The organism is Priestia sp. D3YE.R1 (genome assembly GCF_049199565.1).
GTDB lineage: Bacteria > Bacillota > Bacilli > Bacillales > Bacillaceae_H > Priestia > Priestia aryabhattai.
Window position 1 is genome coordinate 626,506 of the sequence record NZ_JBLTHW010000003.1, and the last position, 18,282, is coordinate 644,787.

Genomic DNA, 18,282 nt, shown 5'->3' on the forward strand with positions numbered 1-18,282 from the left:
CATAAAAATATGCTTGGCACGACTCAAAGGGTAAAAAATATGGTAATATATTCTAAAGGAGGTTTTAAGATGGAGAAACAAGGGATTATCTTGCAAGACAAGTTTTTCGAATTAGGTGAATCTCCTATTTATAATGAATCACAAGACGTCGTTGGAAATGTCGCATATAAGTTATCAATTGCTAATAAATTTGAGATTTTAAAGGACGAAGAGATCGTATTTACAGGTAAATCTAAAATGTTTGCCCTTATGCCAAAGCTGATCATTTCAGATCGCCACGGAAATGAAGTTGGCATGATCCAGCGGAAATTCACTTTTTTTAAAAAGAAGTACCTTTATATCAGAAACGATGGCAATACATATGAAATTACGGGGAATATAACAGATCGTAAATTTGACGTTTTGCATTCCGGTGTTCCTGTCATTCAAGTCCGCACACTCTCTTCTTTTCTGTCATTACGTCCCCACACGTTTGCTTTAGAATTTCTTGAACCTGATCTTGATAAGTGGGAAGGAATTGCGGTTGTACAAGGCGTAAGGATGATGGTGAAAGACGAAAACAGCAGTACATCTGCTGCTCCGGCTCAATAGCAATTATATGATATAAAAAAACGAACAAACTTTATATTGAAGTTTGTTCGTTTTTTAAAATTAAGGACCAAATATTAGCGTACCGATGACGTGATAGCCAATTGGTACAAGAAACAAGATGATATTTAAAATAATCGCCCATAGACAGAGCTTGTCTTTTTTTATAAAAAAACCAATAATTGCAGGAACAATCATGAGCGGAACTAAAAAGATAGGTGCGATAATAGGCAGTCCTTGAAGCTTTTCGGCCGCAATAAGCCCTGTGAAAAAGTTAAGGATCAATAAAGTATTAATAATGACATATAAAAGTGAAATTCCTCCAAGAACCCCGCCTATTATCCCGCTTTTAGTTGTTTTAACAGTAGCATCCACGTTTCTATCACCTCTTTTTTTAGAAATATAAGTAAACTATACTATAATGTGGATTTTATTGTAAAGGTATGATCATAGTATATTAGTCGTAATGCTCAACTTTGGAAATAACTCAGTAATCACCTACGTATTGGTCGCAGATGTCAGGGATATACGATGATGGAAAAACAACGCTAATATAGTGAATTTTTCATTGTATCTCAATAAAAAAAGAGAAAAATAAAAACAGACAGAAAAATTTCAATCTGTCCGTAACTTTTTCACTGAAAATTTTTTACTGTTTTGCTAATACTTCTTTAAGTTCACGTAATGTTTTAGGATCATGTGCATACATAACGTCAGCTATATTACTATCTTCCATTGCTAACGGAATAAGAGCTCTTATTTTATATTCTCCCTCATAGTCCTGTACAAGAACTAATAAATCTGCTGAGACTTTTTGAAATATTTTCTCATTATCTTCTACTAATACTTCTTCAGGGACAGTATCTTTATTATTAGTTACACTAATAGGCACGAATTGGTTCCCGTACTGGTTAAGCAAATTATCTCTAGCTTCTGAGTTATCCGGAGAATCTTCAAAGTCAATTATTCTAAAACTATAATCATTTTTCAGATAACCCACTGCTCCAAACATGTGTATACCTTCTTGAATTTCACTACTAGGCAGTTCGGTGTAATGAGACATGTCTTCGGTAAAAGCTGTGAGGTTTCCATCTTCAGCATCTTTGAGGGTTTTCTTTACTACATCAATAGCTTCCTGTTGTTCACTAGTAAGTTTCTGATTTTGCTCTTTATTGTCATTACTATTATTGCCTTCTTCAGATTCAGCATTTTTTTCTGTAGTAGAATTACCAGCATACATTTGTTTATTGATATCGTCTTGTATAATATCAGCTGCCTTAAATCCCTTCATCATATATTGATTATCGTATTTATCCATTATCAGTACGATATCCATTCCTTCTTTATCTTCTTGAGATAGCGTATTATCTTTGGTTGTTACTGATACTAAAATGGAATCTCCACCGTAATCTTCACCAATTTCTATTTGTGTTGCATCAGATAATTTATCCCAATCGATTACTTTTAGATTAAAATCAGCGTAATTAAGAGCAGCGAAATTAGCCATTATGTCCTTATACTCACTATCCGCTGGTTCAGATTGTGTAGTCTCAAGAGAAAATTTGCTGTGCAATTTCAAGTCATTTTTAAATGCATTAAAATTTTCATTTTTAGCATGAGTAAACATAAGTAGAGCGCCATCCAATGCTTGCTGTTCTTTATCTGGAAGATTTCCTATTGTTTTAGTTTCCTTACTTTCATCAGACGTATCTTTTTTATGTACCGCGGCACTTGTTGCAGCAGAAGTAGTTTCTTCTGAATCATTCTTACTTTCTTCTTTTTCGGAGTCAGATCCACAGGCCGATAGTGCTAATGAAGCAGATAATAATACTGTTACTAACTTGTTACTTTCCATAAATCACCTACCTATTCTATATATTTGAAATAACTATATCTATTTTACCATGTCAAAAGACTATATATGTGTGAAAAATAAGAAAAAACAAATAATTACTCCTGTGGTGTAATATTAAACAATTAATTTATTTTAATTGTTAGCATTTGTTAACGATGTTATAATTTATAGTTATTATGTATGATGGAAAATGCCTCAATTTCTCGCTACTGAGTTACTTTAAACTGAGTAGCCTTTTTATATCCAAAATTAAAAGCTGAAATTAACGTTTGACTAATATAATTTAAAAGGTTTTATTTAATGTTAAACCGAACACTCATTTTACTATTCCTCGTTTTATCAAAAAAGAGCAGCCATCCCCGGTTGTTCTTTTTTTAATGAAGTATCTCAATAAATGCCTACTAATTCTAACCACTAGTTTTCTAGAAAAATAATTATTTAATCTAGGACACTACTAATGTCAAACGGAGTGACATTTGGTAAAAAAATCTATTTTTATGGGTTTATTTTACATAAAAGGAATGTTAGTATTGTAAACGGAGGGTAATAGTTGTAAAATTCAGGAGGTAACAAGGTTGGATAACAAAGTATTTTCTATTTTTAAGAGAGTTTTAGTGGTTGCTAGTTTATCATTAGTTTTTACATCTGTTTTTAACTTTAAAACTATTGGTACACAAGCAGCGGAGAACGTAGATAGTGAAAGTCAGAACCTAACAGATGAAGAGTTGGATCAAGAACTTGCACTAATAGATGAAGAAGCTTCAAATGGCGAGCTTGAATTTCTAGATGAAGACGAGATGGACAAAAGCGAGGTTTATACAGAAGATGAGCTTGCTACTATGGAAGAAGGTTTTTCTTTAATTGAAAGTGTTCCCGATGAACTAGTAACAGAAGATAAAACTGTCGAAAGATTAGATTGGATGATTGAACACACACAAGATTCAGAGTTGGTGGCTGCATTAGAATCAGAAAAACAAAAGCTTACTAACGAAGAACCGGTTTTTACTACTTTCTCAGCTTGGGGTTGTGCTAAAGGAATAGGTTATGCTATAGCACAGAATGCTGTTCCAATTGCTAAAGTATTAAAAATTAAAAAAGCGATCAAAGTTGCAGGTGGTACAGCTAAATTCGCTAACAAGCTTGTTAAGTCTTACGATTACTATTCAAGAATTAAAAAACCTGGTAGCAGAGTTGCTAAGTATTCTAAAACAACAGCTATGAAACTAGCGTTAAAAAAGACAGCTAGAGCTACACCAGATGCTTTTGACGCATTATACGCACTCCTAGGAATAGATACATTTATTAAGAATTGCTTCTAAATAAATCTTTAACATACCCTTGGAGTAGCTTATCAGAAAAGGGGTTTGTTTTATATGTTTAGTAAAAAAAGAACATATCAAATATTAATAGCTATTATTGGAATTGCATATATCATTTATAACTACACATTAAAATCTAGTGTAAGTGAAACAACAGATTCCTATATTGTTTTCCCTATTAGTATTGCATTACTTTTATTATTTGCTTTTATGTATATCAGATTAGATAAAAAAAATGACTAAAAACGATTTTTGTTTTCCCTCCTTAAACCCTAGATATTTAAATTATCTAGGGTGTTTTATTATGAAAAAAGTTGGCTTCTCCTCTTCTATCATGCATAATAAATATTTAATAAATAATTACATGAGGTTTAACATGGCTGCAGTATCATTAAAAAACAGAGCAAAATAAATTTTGTTATAATAAATGTAATGAAGTTTTCAACGAGGGGAATTAACAAAATTGGACTTTTTAAAGATGTAACTGACATTAGAGATATTGTAGCTTCAGATATAAAGATTCCTGAAAAAATATTGGACGAAATGCCTAAGTACGCTACGAGTATAGAAGATCGATTTAAAAGATTTAAAGACACTCCACCGTCTTTAGACGATCTTTTTCGAGAAGAGGATATGTATGGAGGACTTAAAGAACTCCATTTAAAAAATGCTTATAATCAAGCTGGCATGTATGCTTTTGTATCATGGAGATGGGTAAATCCATTCGCGGAATGGTTAGGTGATAGAAAAGTTCTTGAAGTTATGGCTGGCCGTGGATGGTGGACATACGCCCTACGACAAAAAAGTGTAAATGTTATTGCTACTGATGACTTCTCTTGGATGAATCGAAGCTGGATAGATACACTAACAGGAGTTGAAGAAATGGACGCAATTGAAGCTGTAGAACGTTACGGCAAAGAAGTTGACGTTGTGACAATGGGTTGGCCATATATGGACGATACAGCTTACCGGGTAATCAAACGGCTACACGAAGTTAATCCTAATGCATTGGTTGTATATATTGGCGAACGTGGCGGTTGTACAGCTGATGACAATTTCCATGAACACTTTGAAATCATGTTTAATGATCCTGAATTCAATAAAGTCACAACTAGATACCAAAGCTGGGAACACATTCATGATGATATTTTATTAGGAAGATACAGTGAATAAAATATAATTTTTTCGTTTATACTTGTATGTGACAGATTAACACAAGGATTTTTATTTATTACTTGTCGCTCATCACACATGGCAGAGCCCCTGTACAGAAAAGAAGTCTGTATAGGGGCTCTTTTTAGTTGTGTCCGTATCCTGTTACTCGATAATCATCACCGTAATCTACTGTGACAGACATTTCTACTTTCTTATCATTTTCTTCAGAATATCCATGAACCATAACTGTACTTAAATCTTCCCCACCTAAAAATTCTACATCTTTAGGAACAAACTTAATATTCTTTTCATCCTTCATATACGTAGCCGCTACTTCAGAAGCGAGCTCTCCAACCTCTTTTTTATCCATGTGTTCCTCCTTCTCGCATCCTACTATCACTAATAACAATAGAAAAATAGCAATAACTCTCAGTTTCAACATCCATATCTCTCCAATTTTTTGGAAATTCCTATATAATAGAATTATACTCTATTAACGAGAGGGGTTTCAAATATGAAAGTGAGAGATAAGACATACAAAGAATTAAGTTCGATTGCTTATTCTAACAAACCTATTAAGGACTGGACTGTCACATATAAAGATCATGAAGAAACTTGGGAAATTATAAATAAAAATAAAAAATTCAAGTTACATGATCCAGATACGGGTTTTGATGCAATGGTAGCTAAACATAAAGATACGGTTGTTATTGCTTATCGTGGGACGGAAATGAACTCCGCGAAGAATGCAGTAACCGTAGGTATTAAAGATGGTATAACAGACTTTAATTATATTGTTCGGAATAAACCAGTTAAGGAACTAGACTTGCATGTTGAGCTTGAAAAAGGTAAATTCCACGTTGATTTTTATAAACAGAATCAGTTTAGGCAAGCTGATGAATTAGCGCAGGAGGTTCAGAAAGCCTATCCTAAAGCAAAGGTATCATTAACTGGACACTCTTTAGCGGGTTCCATGGCTTCTTACGCTGCTGCCAAAAATGACTTGCATGCAGTTACATTTAACGGACCTAGTGTTATTGGGTTGCTTCCCAAAGACTTAAAGGAAAAAGCGGAAAAAGGCGGATTTGATAAGCAGGTTATTAACTATGTACATCCAAAAGATTCTATAAGTTCTGGTGCTATTAATCCGTACAAGCGTTATATTGGTTCTGCCTATTATATTGGGTCTTCATTTGAACTAGAAAACTCAAAGAACAGATATAATCCTGTTTCTAGAGCATGGGGTTCACTTGCTGGTTCCGGTTATCACGGTATGCAACATTATAAATTTGACGAGTTTGGGAATGTTTCTAATCCAACTCTAACTAATGTCTTAACCGGAGAAAGCCTAGCTACCTCCCCTCGCTTTGCTTCTGCAGACAGCGGGACTATTAAGGTTACTCCTGTAGACCTTAAAGAGCTTGCTAGTGAACTAGAATCTTTTGTGGAGGAAGTAGAAAGCATCTGTAATAGCTTTAAACAAAAAACTTCCGTTTTGGATGATATTCAAACAACTGAAGATGTATTGAATGATGTTCTTCAGCGTGTACATCATGTAGGCGGCTGGTTTGCACGAGATACCGCTAGAATGGTTAGTAATCTTAATGCAGCTGCAGAATCTTTTGTGGAGGCTGATCACTTAAAATGAGCGATTTAGAAAAATATGAAAAAGAATTAAATGACTTAGAAAGTCTTAGCACCTACTTGGATACGGTCATTAGAAAATTACGTGCTAAGCAACTAGTTGTTAAAAGTAAAGCTGAAGATTTAACTACGTGGGAATCTGGTAATGCTAAAGATGCCTTTCAACAAGAAATGGAAAAGTATTTCGATGATTTTACTAAAAAGATTGATGATGTAGAGAAAGCAGAAAAAGAAGTAAAACATGCTAAGACCAAGGTAAAGCATTTAATGATGCTTGAAGATTTGCCTAAAGGTCCTAAATACTAGATCTTAAACCCTAGATTTTTTGATTATCTAGGGTTTTTGTTATGAAAAAAGAAGGATAAATTACCTTTATATGGAATATATAGAATTTATGTGAATTTGGAGGGAGGTGTTTTTTGTGAGTAAGAGAGAAGACAGACTAGATGGAATGACAGATGGTGATTTAATTGATGATATAGATGATTATGTTAATTCATCTGGTGATTTTGATGAATATGAACTTGAAGAAGAGCTTAAATATAGGGGCTATTCCAAAAACAGTAGTGGAAAATATACCAAAGGCGGATACGACGATGAAGACGAGAATGAAGCTGAAGCAGAGAATTATTCTGCTAGTAATAACAATGAAAGTGATAAATCCGGCTGTGCCATACTAACTATTCCACTTGTTCTTCTTTTAATAGCCGCTATTGTGTATTTTTCACTGTTAGGTTTTGGCGCCGGTGTCTATTTTTCTATCGAATTTCAGATACCAATATATATGGCTTTTGCTGTGACCTTTATAGGAATATTTTTCTCGCAAGGTGCAAGTAAATTGGCTAATTTTTGTTTTGCTATTGCAACAGCAGCATTGATTTCACGTATTTTTCCTTATTTTTTGCCAGAAGTTCATTCTCTGAGTGTTGAAGATTTTCAAGAGTGGTCCAAAATAACACCGAAATCAACAGCATACCTATATACTCTTTATTATTTTTTAGCTATCACAATAATTCCTTTTATATGTATGAAGACATTTTCGAAAATAGTGAGAGCTCGTAATGGCATTGATCGCAACATAAATCGGGGAATGTAAAAAAAGAGCAAACCAAAAGGTCTGCTCTTTTTCTTTATATGTTGATACTTTTTAAGTCATTTTTAAACTTATTGAAACTATCCTACTTTAATAAGTCAGTTACGATCTTACCGGAATAATTTACTGGCGCTACCCCACTGTCAACGTCTGACTTTTTAATACATTTATATAAAGTAGGTTGTGTATTACTTAATGCTGTAAAAACATTAATATTGTGCTGAATACTATGTGATATAGGTGTACCACTGTCATCAAGACCCGTTTCAAAATGTTCATACTGATAACGACAAAGGCCTAAAACTGCTCACATCAAAAAAGAATGCGTGATTAAACATCGCATTCCCTTTTTGTACGGCGTTTAGTATCTTTTCTGCCTTTTGCTATAAAAATAGCTGCTATAAGGCACCCAATTCCAGCTAAATGCATGATGTTATTACCTGTCGCCCCTAGACTGTTACTAGTCAAACCAACTAAAATACTACCAAGTATAATCAATAAAACAGTAAGTAGTACTAGATATTCAATTGCGAATGTATTGATCAACATATAGTTAACCATAATATTATTATGAAAATAATAGTGTGGATTCAAACGCTCATGGTACCATATTCTAATCGATTTATATGTTATCATACATAAATTGTTAAAAGTACATTTTTTCACCTTTCACTATCAAAAAAGCAGCCTCTTTACTAAGAGACTGCTTTTTTTAATGACAACTGATAAAATCGCTTAAGAAGCTTTTTTTAATTGTTCTTTTTGTTTCCGTTGATAAGAAGAAAAATAAATAAGACCTACAAATACAGCTCCTCCTATCATATTTCCAATAAAGGTAGGAACAATATTTGTCATAAAATCAATCCATGTAAAGTGACCTGCAAAAATGGCAGCGGGAATAATAAACATATTAGCTACAACGTGCTGAAAGCCAATCGCAACAAAAGCCATAATCGGAAACCAAATACCAAGAATTTTACCCGTAACGTCGTCAGCGCCGTATGAAAGCCAAATAGCTAAACATACAAGCCAGTTACAGCCCACAGCAGAAATAAGCGTTTTAAAAAACGATTCATCAATTTTAGCTTGAGCAATTGCTACCGTTTTATCTAAAAAAGGACCCGTTTCTGTTAACCCGACAATGTGTCCAAAGAAATACGCAACAAATACGGCACCTAAAAAGTTAGCAAGCGTGACCCAAAACCAGTTATGAAGCAAGTGACGAAGCGAAATTTTTCTTGCATACAGGGCAATGGAAACAGACATCATATTCCCCGTAATGAGCTCTGCTCCCCCAAGTACGACCAGCATAAGACCTACAGGAAAGACGGCCCCTCCTAAAAGATTCGATAAACTTCCCCATTCAGCTGGTAAATTACCAATGACGCGCACATCTAGTAAAAAACCAAGCGCAATAAACGCGCCTCCTAAAAACCCAAGCATAAGAATAGAAGAAAGGGATAACTTCGTCTTTGAAACCCCCGCTTCTAAAGCGATGTTTAACATTTTATCCGGCTTGTGAAATGCCATAAAACTCCTCCTTAATTAAAAAAGGCAGCACTCAAAAACACCTTTTACACAAGGTTTTTGAATGCTGCCTAATAATCCTGCACTTTCTTTACAGTATATCAGTCATCATTATCTATAATAAAACTAAATAAAAAACAAGCAGATCCTACTTCTCTCTCATTTAATTAAATTATGTATTTTACGTTGTTCTACTGAATATTAGTTTCAAACACAAATACGGAAACGGCGATATCTTCTTCCACTTTGATATCGGAAAATAAATAGCTCAGCTTAGCTCCTAACAAGTCTTCAAGTCCTTCTGGAGGAGATGAAGCATAAAGGTTTTGAATAAGCTTCGTTCTTGCCATATGTACCGTCTCTTTACCTTCGGTTGTTCTCGCGATAAATTGTTCAGCTGGCGTTAAGTTGCCGTACAAAGTTGAAATAGCCATGTTTTGAACGAATACAGTATGAATTCGTTCTGGACCTTTTCCAAAAAGTTTTTTGCGCAGCTTTCGGATAATATCATTAAAATCATGTATTTTTTTAGACACCGGTGTATGCCTCCGCTTATCTCGAGTATGTCTATCCTGCTCATTCAAGTGTTCAACTAAGAATAAGTTACATTATACATGACGACGTTTACATTGTATACAATGTATCTGGTTTATCATCATTAATCCAAACGATTGCAAAACTTTTACGAAATAAAAAAAATCCTTCACTCATTGAAGTGAAGGATTACCTTTATATCTCTACTTAAAGGTTACAAATGAATTCTTAGTTATCAAAGAAATAACTAAGAACTTTGACAAGATAGCATGTCAAAATAGTCAAGTGGTATGTTTGTACCAGTAGTTAATGCTATCACGTCAAAGTTATAGAATCCACTTAGTTTACTTTCATAATACTTTATTTAATTTAAATATTCTTTTTGGATAGGTAACCTTTAATCTTCATCACGATCTGCTCTAAATTCATCATCAGATAATGAATTTAGTTGATGGCTAAGCTTTTCGTAGTTATCTTGTTTTTGGTTTTGTTGTACATCATTAGATATAGAAGCTTCGCTAGAAACAGTAGATTTTTTTCTAGTCTCTTCGCCTCCGCTAACTCCAAACCCAACATTGTTATCTGTCATCGGATTCACCTCTTTAACTGTTATTATGGAGAATTGCTCTAAAAAAATAACAGGAAACAAAAGGAATTCCCACTTAGCTAATAGCGGTCCACGCTTCCTTACTTAAACCAAATCGTATTTAGATAAGAAAATGACCTGCTTTAACTCCATAGGCAATACCAACAAAAAAACTTGCTATACCTAGCGTTTGACTTTTACATACATACTTTATAGTTAAGCCTGGAATCAGACCCCATATAATGATGAAAATAGCGAACGATACTATAATAGAAGACCATGCATCTTGCCCTGATATACTTATACCTTGCATAAACGTTTCTCCTTTCAGTACTTATATCGGGAGAACATAAATTTTTTATAGTATCTTATAATACGAACTAAAAAATTCAAGTGACCTGTCCATATATGCTTTTACAGCGAATGGTGGCGTTCAAGCTCGATTGTTTTTGGTTTTTGCCATATTAATACCCCTGCCGCTACGTACATAAACGAAGTGATGTAAAAAAGGCTTCCGATTGTAAGAAAATCAATGATATACCCTGTTGCAATAACGGCTAAAGCTGCCCATATAGAGGTCCATAAATGATAGTGTCCTATTTGTTTTCCCGTATGAGCACGATCTGTCTGCCTAGATAACGCTATTTTTTCTGCTGTTTTTTGAAGAGCTCCAAGCAGTCCCATTATAACTTGAATGATATACACCTGCGTGATAGTGGTTAGAACCGGAATCACAAGCATAACAACTGCCATCCCAAACGTATATAAAAGAAGCAAGCGCTTTTCTCCTACTCTGTCACTCCATGAACCGATTAAAGGGTGACTTAAAGCTGCGGTTAAAGCGAAAATTCCGTAAGCTAAGCCAAATTGTGAATAACTATCGCCAAGATTTCGAAGCAGTAAAAGGTAAAAAGGAAAAACAATACTGCTTGCGGTAATCATTAGGCTTTGTGAATGTAAGAGTTGTTTGTACGTCATTTTCCATATTCCTTATAAAATAAATTAACGAATGTTTCGTTCCGATCATATTTTCTTTTTAAATTAAAAAAGGCATTTGTATGAGGGTAAGCCTCTTCTAACTGCTTCTTGCTTGGGTAGCCGTAATAAGGCAAGTAATAGCTTCCCTGATGCTGCAGCGTCACATCCACCATTTTTCTGACAACTCTTTGTGTATCAGAGATGCCTTGATGGTCTTTTTTCTGGTTAATAAGTAAAACGAGAGCAAACATATCGTCTTTTGCATAAGACATGACTGCTTTATTGTCTTTTTCTACATAGCGAACGGTAATGTTCAGTAAATTTAATTTCTCTGTTGATAAAATTTTGCGTAAATCATCGATGTAAGAAGCAAATTCATCAACCGGAACGAAGTATTCCTGTAAAACTTCCGTCCGGCTAGCACTTTCGTATTCCATAAAATCACTTTCAGAACGCATAACATTATTTCTTGTTTCAAGCCGTCCATTTTGTTTTAAAAAATATGCCTTTTGTGTTTCCCACAGCATATCTTTTCCCCAGTCGCTGCACCGAGACAGTCCTAGCATAAATTTAGGAAGCGCCACTATTTTTTCTGTTTTGAGCGGTTCGTTTACAGTAGAAGTATTTTGAGAAGATAAACGGTAGTTTGTGACGTACATATCTGTTAGCAATTGATTAGGAGAAACGGAAATACGCGCCATATGCATACGAACGTCAGGATTATGCTGTACGTAGTTTTTAAAATACGCTGTATACTGTCTATAATCTAAGCGGATAATTTCATCTTCGTACCATTCATCATCCGTTAAACGAAGCGTCACATCTAAAATGACTCCAAACAACCCGTATCCTCCGTTTACTAAAGAAAACAGCTCAGGGTGTTTTGTCCGGCTAATTTCGATAATAGATCCGTCCGCCTGCAGGAGACGCATAGATTTGACCGTATCCATTAGAGAACCGTATCGAATATCTCTGCCGTGTACGTTCACGCTAATAGAACCTCCAACGGTAAAAATATTTTGTGATTGCATAACTTTAAGAGCAAGACCGTCCTTATGTATATATTGCTGAATATCATTCCACGTTGTCCCGCTTTGAACCGTAATTTCTTTTTGACGGGGCTTGTAATCTATAATTTTATTGTACTGCTTCATATCAAGTAAAATAGCATTCGGATAGTACGTCTGCCCTCCTTGGCTGTGCTGCATGCCTGAAATTGCTATTTTTTCATGATGCTGTGAAGCGGTTTTTACCCAATTTTTCAGCTGTTTTTCAGTAGTTCCATGTTTTATTTCTTTGACTTTTGTAGGAAGAAGCTGAGCAACATCTTCCGTTACAGGACGGCTTTGCTGCTGTTTATAAACATGATAGGAGGCATATGAACCGACTAGATAAAAAGATAAAAAAATTCCTAACAACACGTTTTTCTTCATCGCAAACTGTAAGCTCCTTTCTTTATTTCTGTGAAATTATACCATATTAAAAGTGAAATAACACTAATATAGTGTAAAATTACACTATATTAGTGTTATTTTGAGAAAATACATAAAAAAACTTGTAATTAAATGGATGTTAACCTTGTTGAAACAAAAAAAGAAAAGACACTAGGTCTTTTCTTTTTTTGTTTCTTTATTTTTCAGCTTCGTATGCAACTAAAGCTACTCTTTTTCCTAACGTTTGTTGAAACTGCTCTTCTAGCTGTTTAAGCTTCGCATGCATATCATCGTTAATTGAAGCTGGCTCAAAGGTCATTTTTGTTTGCTCCATCGGATACTGTCACCTCTTTCATATGTGTATGTTCTACTTTTTCCAATATAAAAGAGGTCTATGACGATTTGACGAAAGTTTACAAATTAAATTTGCTAATGAGCGTTGTTAATTGTTCTGCCATTTGAGACAGAGATTGTGCGGAAACAGCAATTTCCTCCATTGAAGCCAGCTGTTCTTCAGTTGATGCAGCCACTTCTTCAGATGTAGCTGCATTTCCTTTAGCAAGGATTGCCATTTCACCTGCTGTACGAGCCACTTCTTCAACGGCTGCTGAAATTTGCTGAGCAGTCGCAGCAACTTCTTCTACTTGCGGAGTCGTTTCATTCATGCTGCTTAGAATCTGTTCGAACTTTTGAATAGCCGTTTGTGAAATTGTTCGTCCTTCTTCAACTTTGTTTGTAACTTGCTCCATTGTATGTACAGATTCCTGAGTATCTTGTTGAATAGCTTGAATAAGCTCAGAAATTTGAGACGCAGAAACTTGTGATTGTTCTGCCAGCTTTCTCACTTCCGCTGCTACAACAGAAAAACCTTTTCCATGTTCCCCAGCTCGTGCCGCTTCGATTGCAGCATTTAAGGCTAGTAAATTTGTTTGAGCAGCAATGCCGCTGATTACTTCTAAAATGGTTCCAACTTCTTTTGAACGTTGAAACAAAGTACGAATCGTTGTATTAGATAGCTCGACGGACTGAGAAATGGATTCCATTTGTTCGACCGTTTCTCTCACGGCTTTTCCACCTTCTACGGCTTCAGACGTTGTGTGATTTGATAGCTGAGAAACAGTTTCTGTACGCTTGGCAATCGTATAAACTCCTTGTACTATCTCATCTAAAGAAGCTGCATTTTGGTCAATAACAGCCGTTTGTTTTTCTGCACTAGAAGCCACTTCTTGTATCGCAACCGATACTTGTTCAGTCGCAGCGCTCGTTTGCTGTGAACTGGCCGTTAGCTCTTCTGAAGAAGCAGCCACTTGTTCTGCACTCATTTCAACATTTTGAATTAATGAGCGAAGATTGTTTTGCATCTGACTAAAAGCATACCCTAACTCGCCGATTTCATCCTTTGAATTGACGGTGATCGCTGTTGTCAGATCTCCTTCACTAACGCTCAGAGCCTGATTCTTAAGCTGTTTGAGCGGTTTAATAATTGATTGCAACACCACAAAAATGGTAAGACTCCCGATTATCAGACAAGCTACAATAATAAATAGTGTTTTGTAAAAAATAGGCTGTGCTGCTTCGCTCACTTCTGCTGAATACATAGTGCCTGCAACTTTCCAACTTGTTGTTTTATTTGTCGTAAAGACCATCTTTTTTTCATCCCCGTTAAAGGTATATTCAAAAGACCCGGAGCTCTTTGCATAAAGCTTGTCAAAAAGAGAATCTGTCGCTTTTGTACCTGCTTTTTCCGTAGGGTGAACAATATATTTTCTTTCTCCATCTAAAAGAAATGGATATCCTTTTTCTCCGATTTTTACTTTGCTGACAGCTTTATTGATGCGGCTTATATCTAAATTTAAAGCAATAACCCCTGTGCCATCCGCCGTTGTTTTCGCTACAGTAATAACGGTCTGACCTGTAGAGGCTGATGGATAAGGTTCAGTGACAACTGTTTTTCCTTTGTTTTGCATGGCTAGCTTGTACCAGTCTCGTTTTCTGGGATCATATCCTGCTTGTATCACTTTTTTAGGCGATTGAATAAACTTCCCCTGCTGATTTCCTGTAAAAATGCTGACGGCTTCTGGATGAAGCGAAGCATATAAGTTAAAATCTTTGCTTAAAGTAGCCATATCTTTTTCATTGTAGCGCTCGTTGTTTACCACTGATGCAAAAAACTCTACATCGTGAATTTTGGGTCCAATGGTATCGTCAATCACCGAATTAATGGACTGTGCATTTTGCTGTGCTGTGTTAATAATTTGGTTTTCAATTTCATGTTTCGCTGTTATGTAAGCTGATACACCTATCGTAACAGATGGCACTAATAAGATCGCTGCAAATGCTAGCCCCAGCTTTGCCTTAAAGTTATTAAGGGACCTTTTTTTTCTTACTCTCTCCATGCTATGTAGCCTCTCTCTCCGTAGTTAAAAGTGATCGTGCACTTCCTTTCTATCGGCAAGACTTCATATTCCTTTAGTCATCGAGTGTATACATAATTAACAATGGGAGTGAAAAGATAAGAGTACGATAAAAAAAGTAGGTGATTTTAATGGAAGAAAGTAAAAACAGCAAGTCTTTTTCAATGTTTGAAACAGAAAAGGTTCAGCGCGGGGAAGAAAAAGATATTTTTAATATCTATAAAGAAGGAGTAAAAATTGCAGAAGTAAGAGGAACGGATCCTCAAACTCAGCAGGTTATTCCGATGCATGACTTAAATGATTATGAAGAAAATAAGCTTCACGAATATATTGCTCATTTAGACCATACAACATAAAAAAAGACTAAAACAAGAGTCCGCTCTTGTTTTAGTCTTTAGAATCATAAAAAACATGTTCAAAATGCAGCGTGTTTTTTTGTATGTACAGCAGTCCAAACGAAAATTGCTTTTGACGCCGCTTGTCAGTAGCGGAACCTGGATTAAACAACGTAATATCGCCAATTTGCTTATGAACAGGAATGTGAGAATGACCAAAAATTACTGCATCGACTTGTTGATGTTCAAATGCCGAAAGCGCACGTTTTTCAGTCGTTTTTCCTTTACCATGACCGTGGATTACGCCGATCGTAACATCGTCAAACGGAAGAAGCAATGAAGTTGGAAGTACTTGCTGAAGCTCTTCACTGTCCACATTTCCAATCACGCCGTGTACAGGAGCAAAAACGCGCAGTTCATTGTATACATCTATCGTTTGAAAATCCCCCGTATGAATAATCGCATCAGCTGTTTTCAGTTCGGCTAGGAGTCTTTTTGGAAAATGCTTCGCTCTTTTTGGAATATGAGTGTCACCTAAAATAACGATTTTCATTCATCATACGCTCCTTTTTCGTCCATTTATGGTGTAGTGTAGCGTATTACGTTGTAATGAAGCAACCCTACAAAAATGTCAGGCAAAAAATTTCTCTTTTTCGTTTAAGTTTGCGAAAATACTTTACATACTAAGCTACAGAATGGAGTTTTCAAAATGGAAGTAAAAATTAATCGAAACGCAGCAAAAGTGTTAAAAAATGCCTTGGCTAGCCCAGAAGGTCAAGGGAAAATGATCCGTGTATATGTAACTATAGACCACGGTGATCACGCGCATTACGATTGGAAATTCGATACGCCGACTGAACATGATGAAATTGTAAAAACAGATAAAGATGTCGATATCATTTTAGATAAACGCGAGAAATTTTTAGAAGGCGTATGGATTCAATACTTCCACGTTCCAGAACCTGAATTTGTGATTAGCAGCCTTCACCACGCACATCACCATCATTAATACAAAAACACACCTGTTTTATAGGTGTGTTTTTTCGTTTGTGCGACACGCAGAAATTTTATTGATGAGAAGAAGAGATAAAATTTTGTTGAAGCAATAAAAATGAGCTATAGTGGAATTACGGATGAAAGAAAAGAGGTTAGCGTATGAAAGTAAGTGTGTTGGTAAGGTCTATTTTGGTTGTTATTTTATATAATTTATTCGTTCTGTACATCGGATGGAACGCTTGGATGTGGCTTCACACAATGTTTGAAGTGGACAACAAATGGATTCTTACGGTGATCGTTGTGTTTTTTGCTTATTCCTTTATCATCAGTCGTGCGTTTCAACAAGTGAGCTTGTTTAAGATTGTAGGATCGTATTGGTTAGGATTTATTCAATATTCAGTACTTTTGCTTCCTATAAGTAATCTAGCCGTATATATTCTTACTCTTCTAGGCGCTTCGCTTTCTACAGCTATCGATTCCATCGGATTTTTCATGGTTGTTGCTTTTTTATTCATTTTTGCTTACGGTACGTATAATGCTTACAGTCCTGTGGTAAGGAAATATACGATTTCACTTGCTAAAAAGACGAATCGGAAAAACCTTCGCATTGCCGTAGCATCTGATATGCACTTTGGCACATTGTCCGGCAAAAAACATTTGCAGCGGTTAATTACTCATGTACAAAAGATACAGCCAGATCTTATTTTACTTCCTGGAGATATTATTGACGATGATCCCCACGTGTTCTTTAAAAAAGAAATGGATTATATGATGAAACAGCTCAAAGCGCCTTTAGGCACATATGGAATTTTGGGAAACCATGAGTATTACGGTGGGAAGATCCCTCAGTTTGTGGAAAGAATGAAAGAAATGAACATACCTATTTTAATGGATGAAGTGTTAAACATAGGCGATAGCTTGTACTTAATCGGCAGAAAAGATAAGACGGATAAAAACCGAGACAGCTTTTTCGATTTAGCCAGTGAAACGGATCGTTCTCTTCCGGTCATTGCGATGGATCATCAGCCGCTTTCTTTAAAAGAAGCGGAACAAGTGGGCGTAGATTTACTTCTATGCGGTCATACTCACAGAGGACAAATGGCACCTAATCATTTGATCACAAAGCGGTTATTTGAAATTGATTGGGGCTACAAGCAAACTAATCAACTGCATACCATTGTCTCTTCAGGATTTGGCTTTTGGGGTCCTCCGCTTCGAATCGGAAGCCGATCAGAAATTATTCAAATTGATATTTCATTTACAAAATAGAGAAAGCCCTAGGGCTTTCTCTATTTTAATGTACGCAGCAACTTCGGAAGTTCTGCGTAAATAGCCACTACTTCATCTACTTTCATCCGAACGAGCCCGCTTGAAGACGGGGCAACAAAATCCATTATTCCTGATACCATCGATTCTTCTTGTTTGCCCCACTTTACTTGCTTACGTCCGCTGTACTGCTGATAAACACCTTTTCCAACAAAACAAACGATTTTAGGCGTGTATGTAGCGATTTTTTTCTTTAAGATCTCTCTGCCTTCTGCATATTCTTCTTTTGTAATCTCATCAGCTGCTTTTGTAGGGCGCTCTACAATATTTGTTAAGCCGTACCCTAGCTGTAATAACGAGTGATCTTCCTCAGGGTGGTATTTACGATCTGTTAAACCTGCTTTATGAAGAATCGTCCAGAAACGATTGGTTGGATTCGCAAAATGATGACCAGTTTCACCGGAACGGATGCTTGGATTAAAACCGACAAATAAGATATCTAAGTTGGGCTGTATATGATCAAAAATAGAGTTCATAGTCATACGCTCCTTACAACGTA

At 35.7% G+C, this 18,282-nt stretch carries 22 protein-coding genes; 9 read left to right on the forward strand and 13 right to left on the reverse strand.

Annotated elements, in window-relative coordinates; all coding sequences use genetic code 11:
- The first annotated feature begins 69 nt into the window (after positions 1-69).
- Positions 70-591, forward strand: a complete 522-nt coding sequence (locus ACOZIR_RS21515; RefSeq protein ID WP_045294773.1) for a hypothetical protein — start codon at positions 70-72, stop codon at positions 589-591.
- A gap of 60 nt (positions 592-651) precedes the next feature.
- Here ACOZIR_RS21515 and ACOZIR_RS21520 read toward each other — a convergent pair whose 3' ends face one another.
- A complete protein-coding gene (locus tag ACOZIR_RS21520) occupies positions 652-963 on the reverse strand; it encodes a hypothetical protein (RefSeq protein WP_045294774.1) in 312 nt (103 codons plus the stop codon).
- Between the two features lie 274 nt (positions 964-1,237).
- Positions 1,238-2,443: a hypothetical protein gene (locus ACOZIR_RS21525; protein WP_045294776.1), complete on the reverse strand. Its 1,206-nt coding sequence runs from the start codon at positions 2,441-2,443 to the stop codon at positions 1,238-1,240.
- 575 nt (positions 2,444-3,018) lie between these two features.
- Here ACOZIR_RS21525 and ACOZIR_RS21530 point away from each other — a divergent pair.
- Positions 3,019-3,762 (forward strand): hypothetical protein, encoded by a 744-nt coding sequence (locus ACOZIR_RS21530; RefSeq protein WP_310878809.1) that lies wholly within the window; start codon positions 3,019-3,021, stop codon positions 3,760-3,762.
- A 543-nt stretch (positions 3,763-4,305) separates the two neighbouring features.
- The gene (locus tag ACOZIR_RS21535; protein ID WP_310878810.1) at positions 4,306-4,935 is read left to right on the forward strand and encodes a hypothetical protein; all 630 of its coding nucleotides are present in this window, start codon (positions 4,306-4,308) and stop codon (positions 4,933-4,935) included.
- A gap of 124 nt (positions 4,936-5,059) precedes the next feature.
- Here ACOZIR_RS21535 and ACOZIR_RS21540 read toward each other — a convergent pair whose 3' ends face one another.
- A complete protein-coding gene (locus tag ACOZIR_RS21540; RefSeq protein ID WP_045294782.1) occupies positions 5,060-5,287 on the reverse strand; it encodes a hypothetical protein in 228 nt (75 codons plus the stop codon).
- Between the two features lie 144 nt (positions 5,288-5,431).
- Between ACOZIR_RS21540 and ACOZIR_RS21545 the strand changes: the two genes are divergently transcribed.
- The 3 genes from ACOZIR_RS21545 (at position 5,432) to ACOZIR_RS21555 (ending at position 7,657) form a co-directional block, all read left to right on the forward strand.
- Complete coding sequence (locus ACOZIR_RS21545) at positions 5,432-6,565, forward strand: lipase family protein (protein WP_328119966.1); 1,134 nt, start codon at positions 5,432-5,434, stop codon at positions 6,563-6,565.
- The gene (locus ACOZIR_RS21550) at positions 6,562-6,867 is read left to right on the forward strand and encodes a WXG100 family type VII secretion target (protein ID WP_045294785.1); all 306 of its coding nucleotides are present in this window, start codon (positions 6,562-6,564) and stop codon (positions 6,865-6,867) included. The genes ACOZIR_RS21545 and ACOZIR_RS21550 overlap by 4 nt, the downstream gene beginning before the upstream one ends.
- A gap of 115 nt (positions 6,868-6,982) precedes the next feature.
- Entirely contained in the window at positions 6,983-7,657 is a 675-nt protein-coding gene (locus tag ACOZIR_RS21555) for a hypothetical protein (RefSeq protein WP_045294787.1), read from the forward strand.
- A 732-nt stretch (positions 7,658-8,389) separates the two neighbouring features.
- Here the strand turns inward: ACOZIR_RS21555 and ACOZIR_RS21560 are convergent.
- The 8 genes from ACOZIR_RS21560 to ACOZIR_RS21595 all read right to left on the reverse strand — a co-directional run bounded on the left by ACOZIR_RS21560 (position 8,390) and on the right by ACOZIR_RS21595 (position 15,108).
- The gene (locus tag ACOZIR_RS21560; RefSeq protein ID WP_310878813.1) at positions 8,390-9,184 is read right to left on the reverse strand and encodes a formate/nitrite transporter family protein; all 795 of its coding nucleotides are present in this window, start codon (positions 9,182-9,184) and stop codon (positions 8,390-8,392) included.
- A 188-nt stretch (positions 9,185-9,372) separates the two neighbouring features.
- Positions 9,373-9,717 (reverse strand): DUF2294 domain-containing protein, encoded by a 345-nt coding sequence (locus tag ACOZIR_RS21565; RefSeq protein ID WP_033579059.1) that lies wholly within the window; start codon positions 9,715-9,717, stop codon positions 9,373-9,375.
- Between the two features lie 395 nt (positions 9,718-10,112).
- Complete coding sequence (locus tag ACOZIR_RS21570) at positions 10,113-10,304, reverse strand: hypothetical protein (RefSeq protein WP_045294789.1); 192 nt, start codon at positions 10,302-10,304, stop codon at positions 10,113-10,115.
- A 118-nt stretch (positions 10,305-10,422) separates the two neighbouring features.
- The gene (locus tag ACOZIR_RS21575) at positions 10,423-10,614 is read right to left on the reverse strand and encodes a hypothetical protein (RefSeq protein ID WP_025751820.1); all 192 of its coding nucleotides are present in this window, start codon (positions 10,612-10,614) and stop codon (positions 10,423-10,425) included.
- Between the two features lie 101 nt (positions 10,615-10,715).
- Positions 10,716-11,279 carry an MFS transporter gene (locus ACOZIR_RS21580; protein ID WP_045294790.1) on the reverse strand — a complete coding sequence of 188 codons (564 nt, stop codon included), beginning with the start codon at positions 11,277-11,279 and terminating at the stop codon, positions 10,716-10,718.
- Positions 11,276-12,712, reverse strand: a complete 1,437-nt coding sequence (locus tag ACOZIR_RS21585) for an FAD-binding oxidoreductase (protein WP_310878814.1) — start codon at positions 12,710-12,712, stop codon at positions 11,276-11,278. The genes ACOZIR_RS21580 and ACOZIR_RS21585 overlap by 4 nt, the downstream gene beginning before the upstream one ends.
- 196 nt (positions 12,713-12,908) lie before the next feature.
- Positions 12,909-13,046, reverse strand: a complete 138-nt coding sequence (locus tag ACOZIR_RS21590; protein ID WP_014459963.1) for a hypothetical protein — start codon at positions 13,044-13,046, stop codon at positions 12,909-12,911.
- A 79-nt stretch (positions 13,047-13,125) separates the two neighbouring features.
- Positions 13,126-15,108 carry a methyl-accepting chemotaxis protein gene (locus tag ACOZIR_RS21595; protein ID WP_310879119.1) on the reverse strand — a complete coding sequence of 661 codons (1,983 nt, stop codon included), beginning with the start codon at positions 15,106-15,108 and terminating at the stop codon, positions 13,126-13,128.
- Positions 15,109-15,257: 149 nt separating this feature from the next.
- On the opposite strand from ACOZIR_RS21595, the gene ACOZIR_RS21600 reads away from it, so the two are divergent.
- Positions 15,258-15,482, forward strand: a complete 225-nt coding sequence (locus ACOZIR_RS21600; RefSeq protein WP_014459961.1) for a hypothetical protein — start codon at positions 15,258-15,260, stop codon at positions 15,480-15,482.
- A gap of 31 nt (positions 15,483-15,513) precedes the next feature.
- Here the strand turns inward: ACOZIR_RS21600 and ACOZIR_RS21605 are convergent, their stop codons facing one another.
- Positions 15,514-16,014: a metallophosphoesterase family protein gene (locus ACOZIR_RS21605; protein WP_310879118.1), complete on the reverse strand. Its 501-nt coding sequence runs from the start codon at positions 16,012-16,014 to the stop codon at positions 15,514-15,516.
- Between the two features lie 156 nt (positions 16,015-16,170).
- Between ACOZIR_RS21605 and ACOZIR_RS21610 the strand changes: the two genes are divergently transcribed.
- Both ACOZIR_RS21610 and ACOZIR_RS21615 read left to right on the forward strand, forming a co-directional pair.
- Positions 16,171-16,470, forward strand: coding sequence for a hypothetical protein (locus ACOZIR_RS21610; protein ID WP_045295467.1), 300 nt, complete (start codon positions 16,171-16,173; stop codon positions 16,468-16,470).
- Positions 16,471-16,616: 146 nt separating this feature from the next.
- Positions 16,617-17,726 (forward strand): metallophosphoesterase, encoded by a 1,110-nt coding sequence (locus tag ACOZIR_RS21615; RefSeq protein WP_045295469.1) that lies wholly within the window; start codon positions 16,617-16,619, stop codon positions 17,724-17,726.
- Between the two features lie 20 nt (positions 17,727-17,746).
- On the opposite strand, the gene mug is transcribed toward ACOZIR_RS21615, so the two are convergent.
- The gene (gene mug / locus ACOZIR_RS21620; RefSeq protein WP_045295470.1) at positions 17,747-18,259 is read right to left on the reverse strand and encodes a G/U mismatch-specific DNA glycosylase; all 513 of its coding nucleotides are present in this window, start codon (positions 18,257-18,259) and stop codon (positions 17,747-17,749) included.
- Between the last annotated feature and the right edge of the window lie 23 nt (positions 18,260-18,282).

Coding starts and splice junctions, on each gene's coding strand:
- ACOZIR_RS21515 (WP_045294773.1), top strand. CDS start 70: ATGGAGAAACAAGGGATTATCTTGCAAGACAAGTTTTTCGAATTAGGT.
- ACOZIR_RS21525 (WP_045294776.1), bottom strand. CDS start 2,443: ATGGAAAGTAACAAGTTAGTAACAGTATTATTATCTGCTTCATTAGCA.
- ACOZIR_RS21535 (WP_310878810.1), top strand. CDS start 4,306: ATGCCTAAGTACGCTACGAGTATAGAAGATCGATTTAAAAGATTTAAA.
- ACOZIR_RS21540 (WP_045294782.1), bottom strand. CDS start 5,287: ATGGATAAAAAAGAGGTTGGAGAGCTCGCTTCTGAAGTAGCGGCTACG.
- ACOZIR_RS21545 (WP_328119966.1), top strand. CDS start 5,432: ATGAAAGTGAGAGATAAGACATACAAAGAATTAAGTTCGATTGCTTAT.
- ACOZIR_RS21550 (WP_045294785.1), top strand. CDS start 6,562: ATGAGCGATTTAGAAAAATATGAAAAAGAATTAAATGACTTAGAAAGT.
- ACOZIR_RS21560 (WP_310878813.1), bottom strand. CDS start 9,184: ATGGCATTTCACAAGCCGGATAAAATGTTAAACATCGCTTTAGAAGCG.
- ACOZIR_RS21570 (WP_045294789.1), bottom strand. CDS start 10,304: ATGACAGATAACAATGTTGGGTTTGGAGTTAGCGGAGGCGAAGAGACT.
- ACOZIR_RS21575 (WP_025751820.1), bottom strand. CDS start 10,614: ATGCAAGGTATAAGTATATCAGGGCAAGATGCATGGTCTTCTATTATA.
- ACOZIR_RS21580 (WP_045294790.1), bottom strand. CDS start 11,279: ATGACGTACAAACAACTCTTACATTCACAAAGCCTAATGATTACCGCA.
- ACOZIR_RS21585 (WP_310878814.1), bottom strand. CDS start 12,712: ATGAAGAAAAACGTGTTGTTAGGAATTTTTTTATCTTTTTATCTAGTC.
- ACOZIR_RS21590 (WP_014459963.1), bottom strand. CDS start 13,046: ATGGAGCAAACAAAAATGACCTTTGAGCCAGCTTCAATTAACGATGAT.
- ACOZIR_RS21595 (WP_310879119.1), bottom strand. CDS start 15,108: ATGGAGAGAGTAAGAAAAAAAAGGTCCCTTAATAACTTTAAGGCAAAG.
- ACOZIR_RS21600 (WP_014459961.1), top strand. CDS start 15,258: ATGGAAGAAAGTAAAAACAGCAAGTCTTTTTCAATGTTTGAAACAGAA.
- ACOZIR_RS21605 (WP_310879118.1), bottom strand. CDS start 16,014: ATGAAAATCGTTATTTTAGGTGACACTCATATTCCAAAAAGAGCGAAG.
- ACOZIR_RS21610 (WP_045295467.1), top strand. CDS start 16,171: ATGGAAGTAAAAATTAATCGAAACGCAGCAAAAGTGTTAAAAAATGCC.
- ACOZIR_RS21615 (WP_045295469.1), top strand. CDS start 16,617: ATGAAAGTAAGTGTGTTGGTAAGGTCTATTTTGGTTGTTATTTTATAT.
- mug (WP_045295470.1), bottom strand. CDS start 18,259: ATGAACTCTATTTTTGATCATATACAGCCCAACTTAGATATCTTATTT.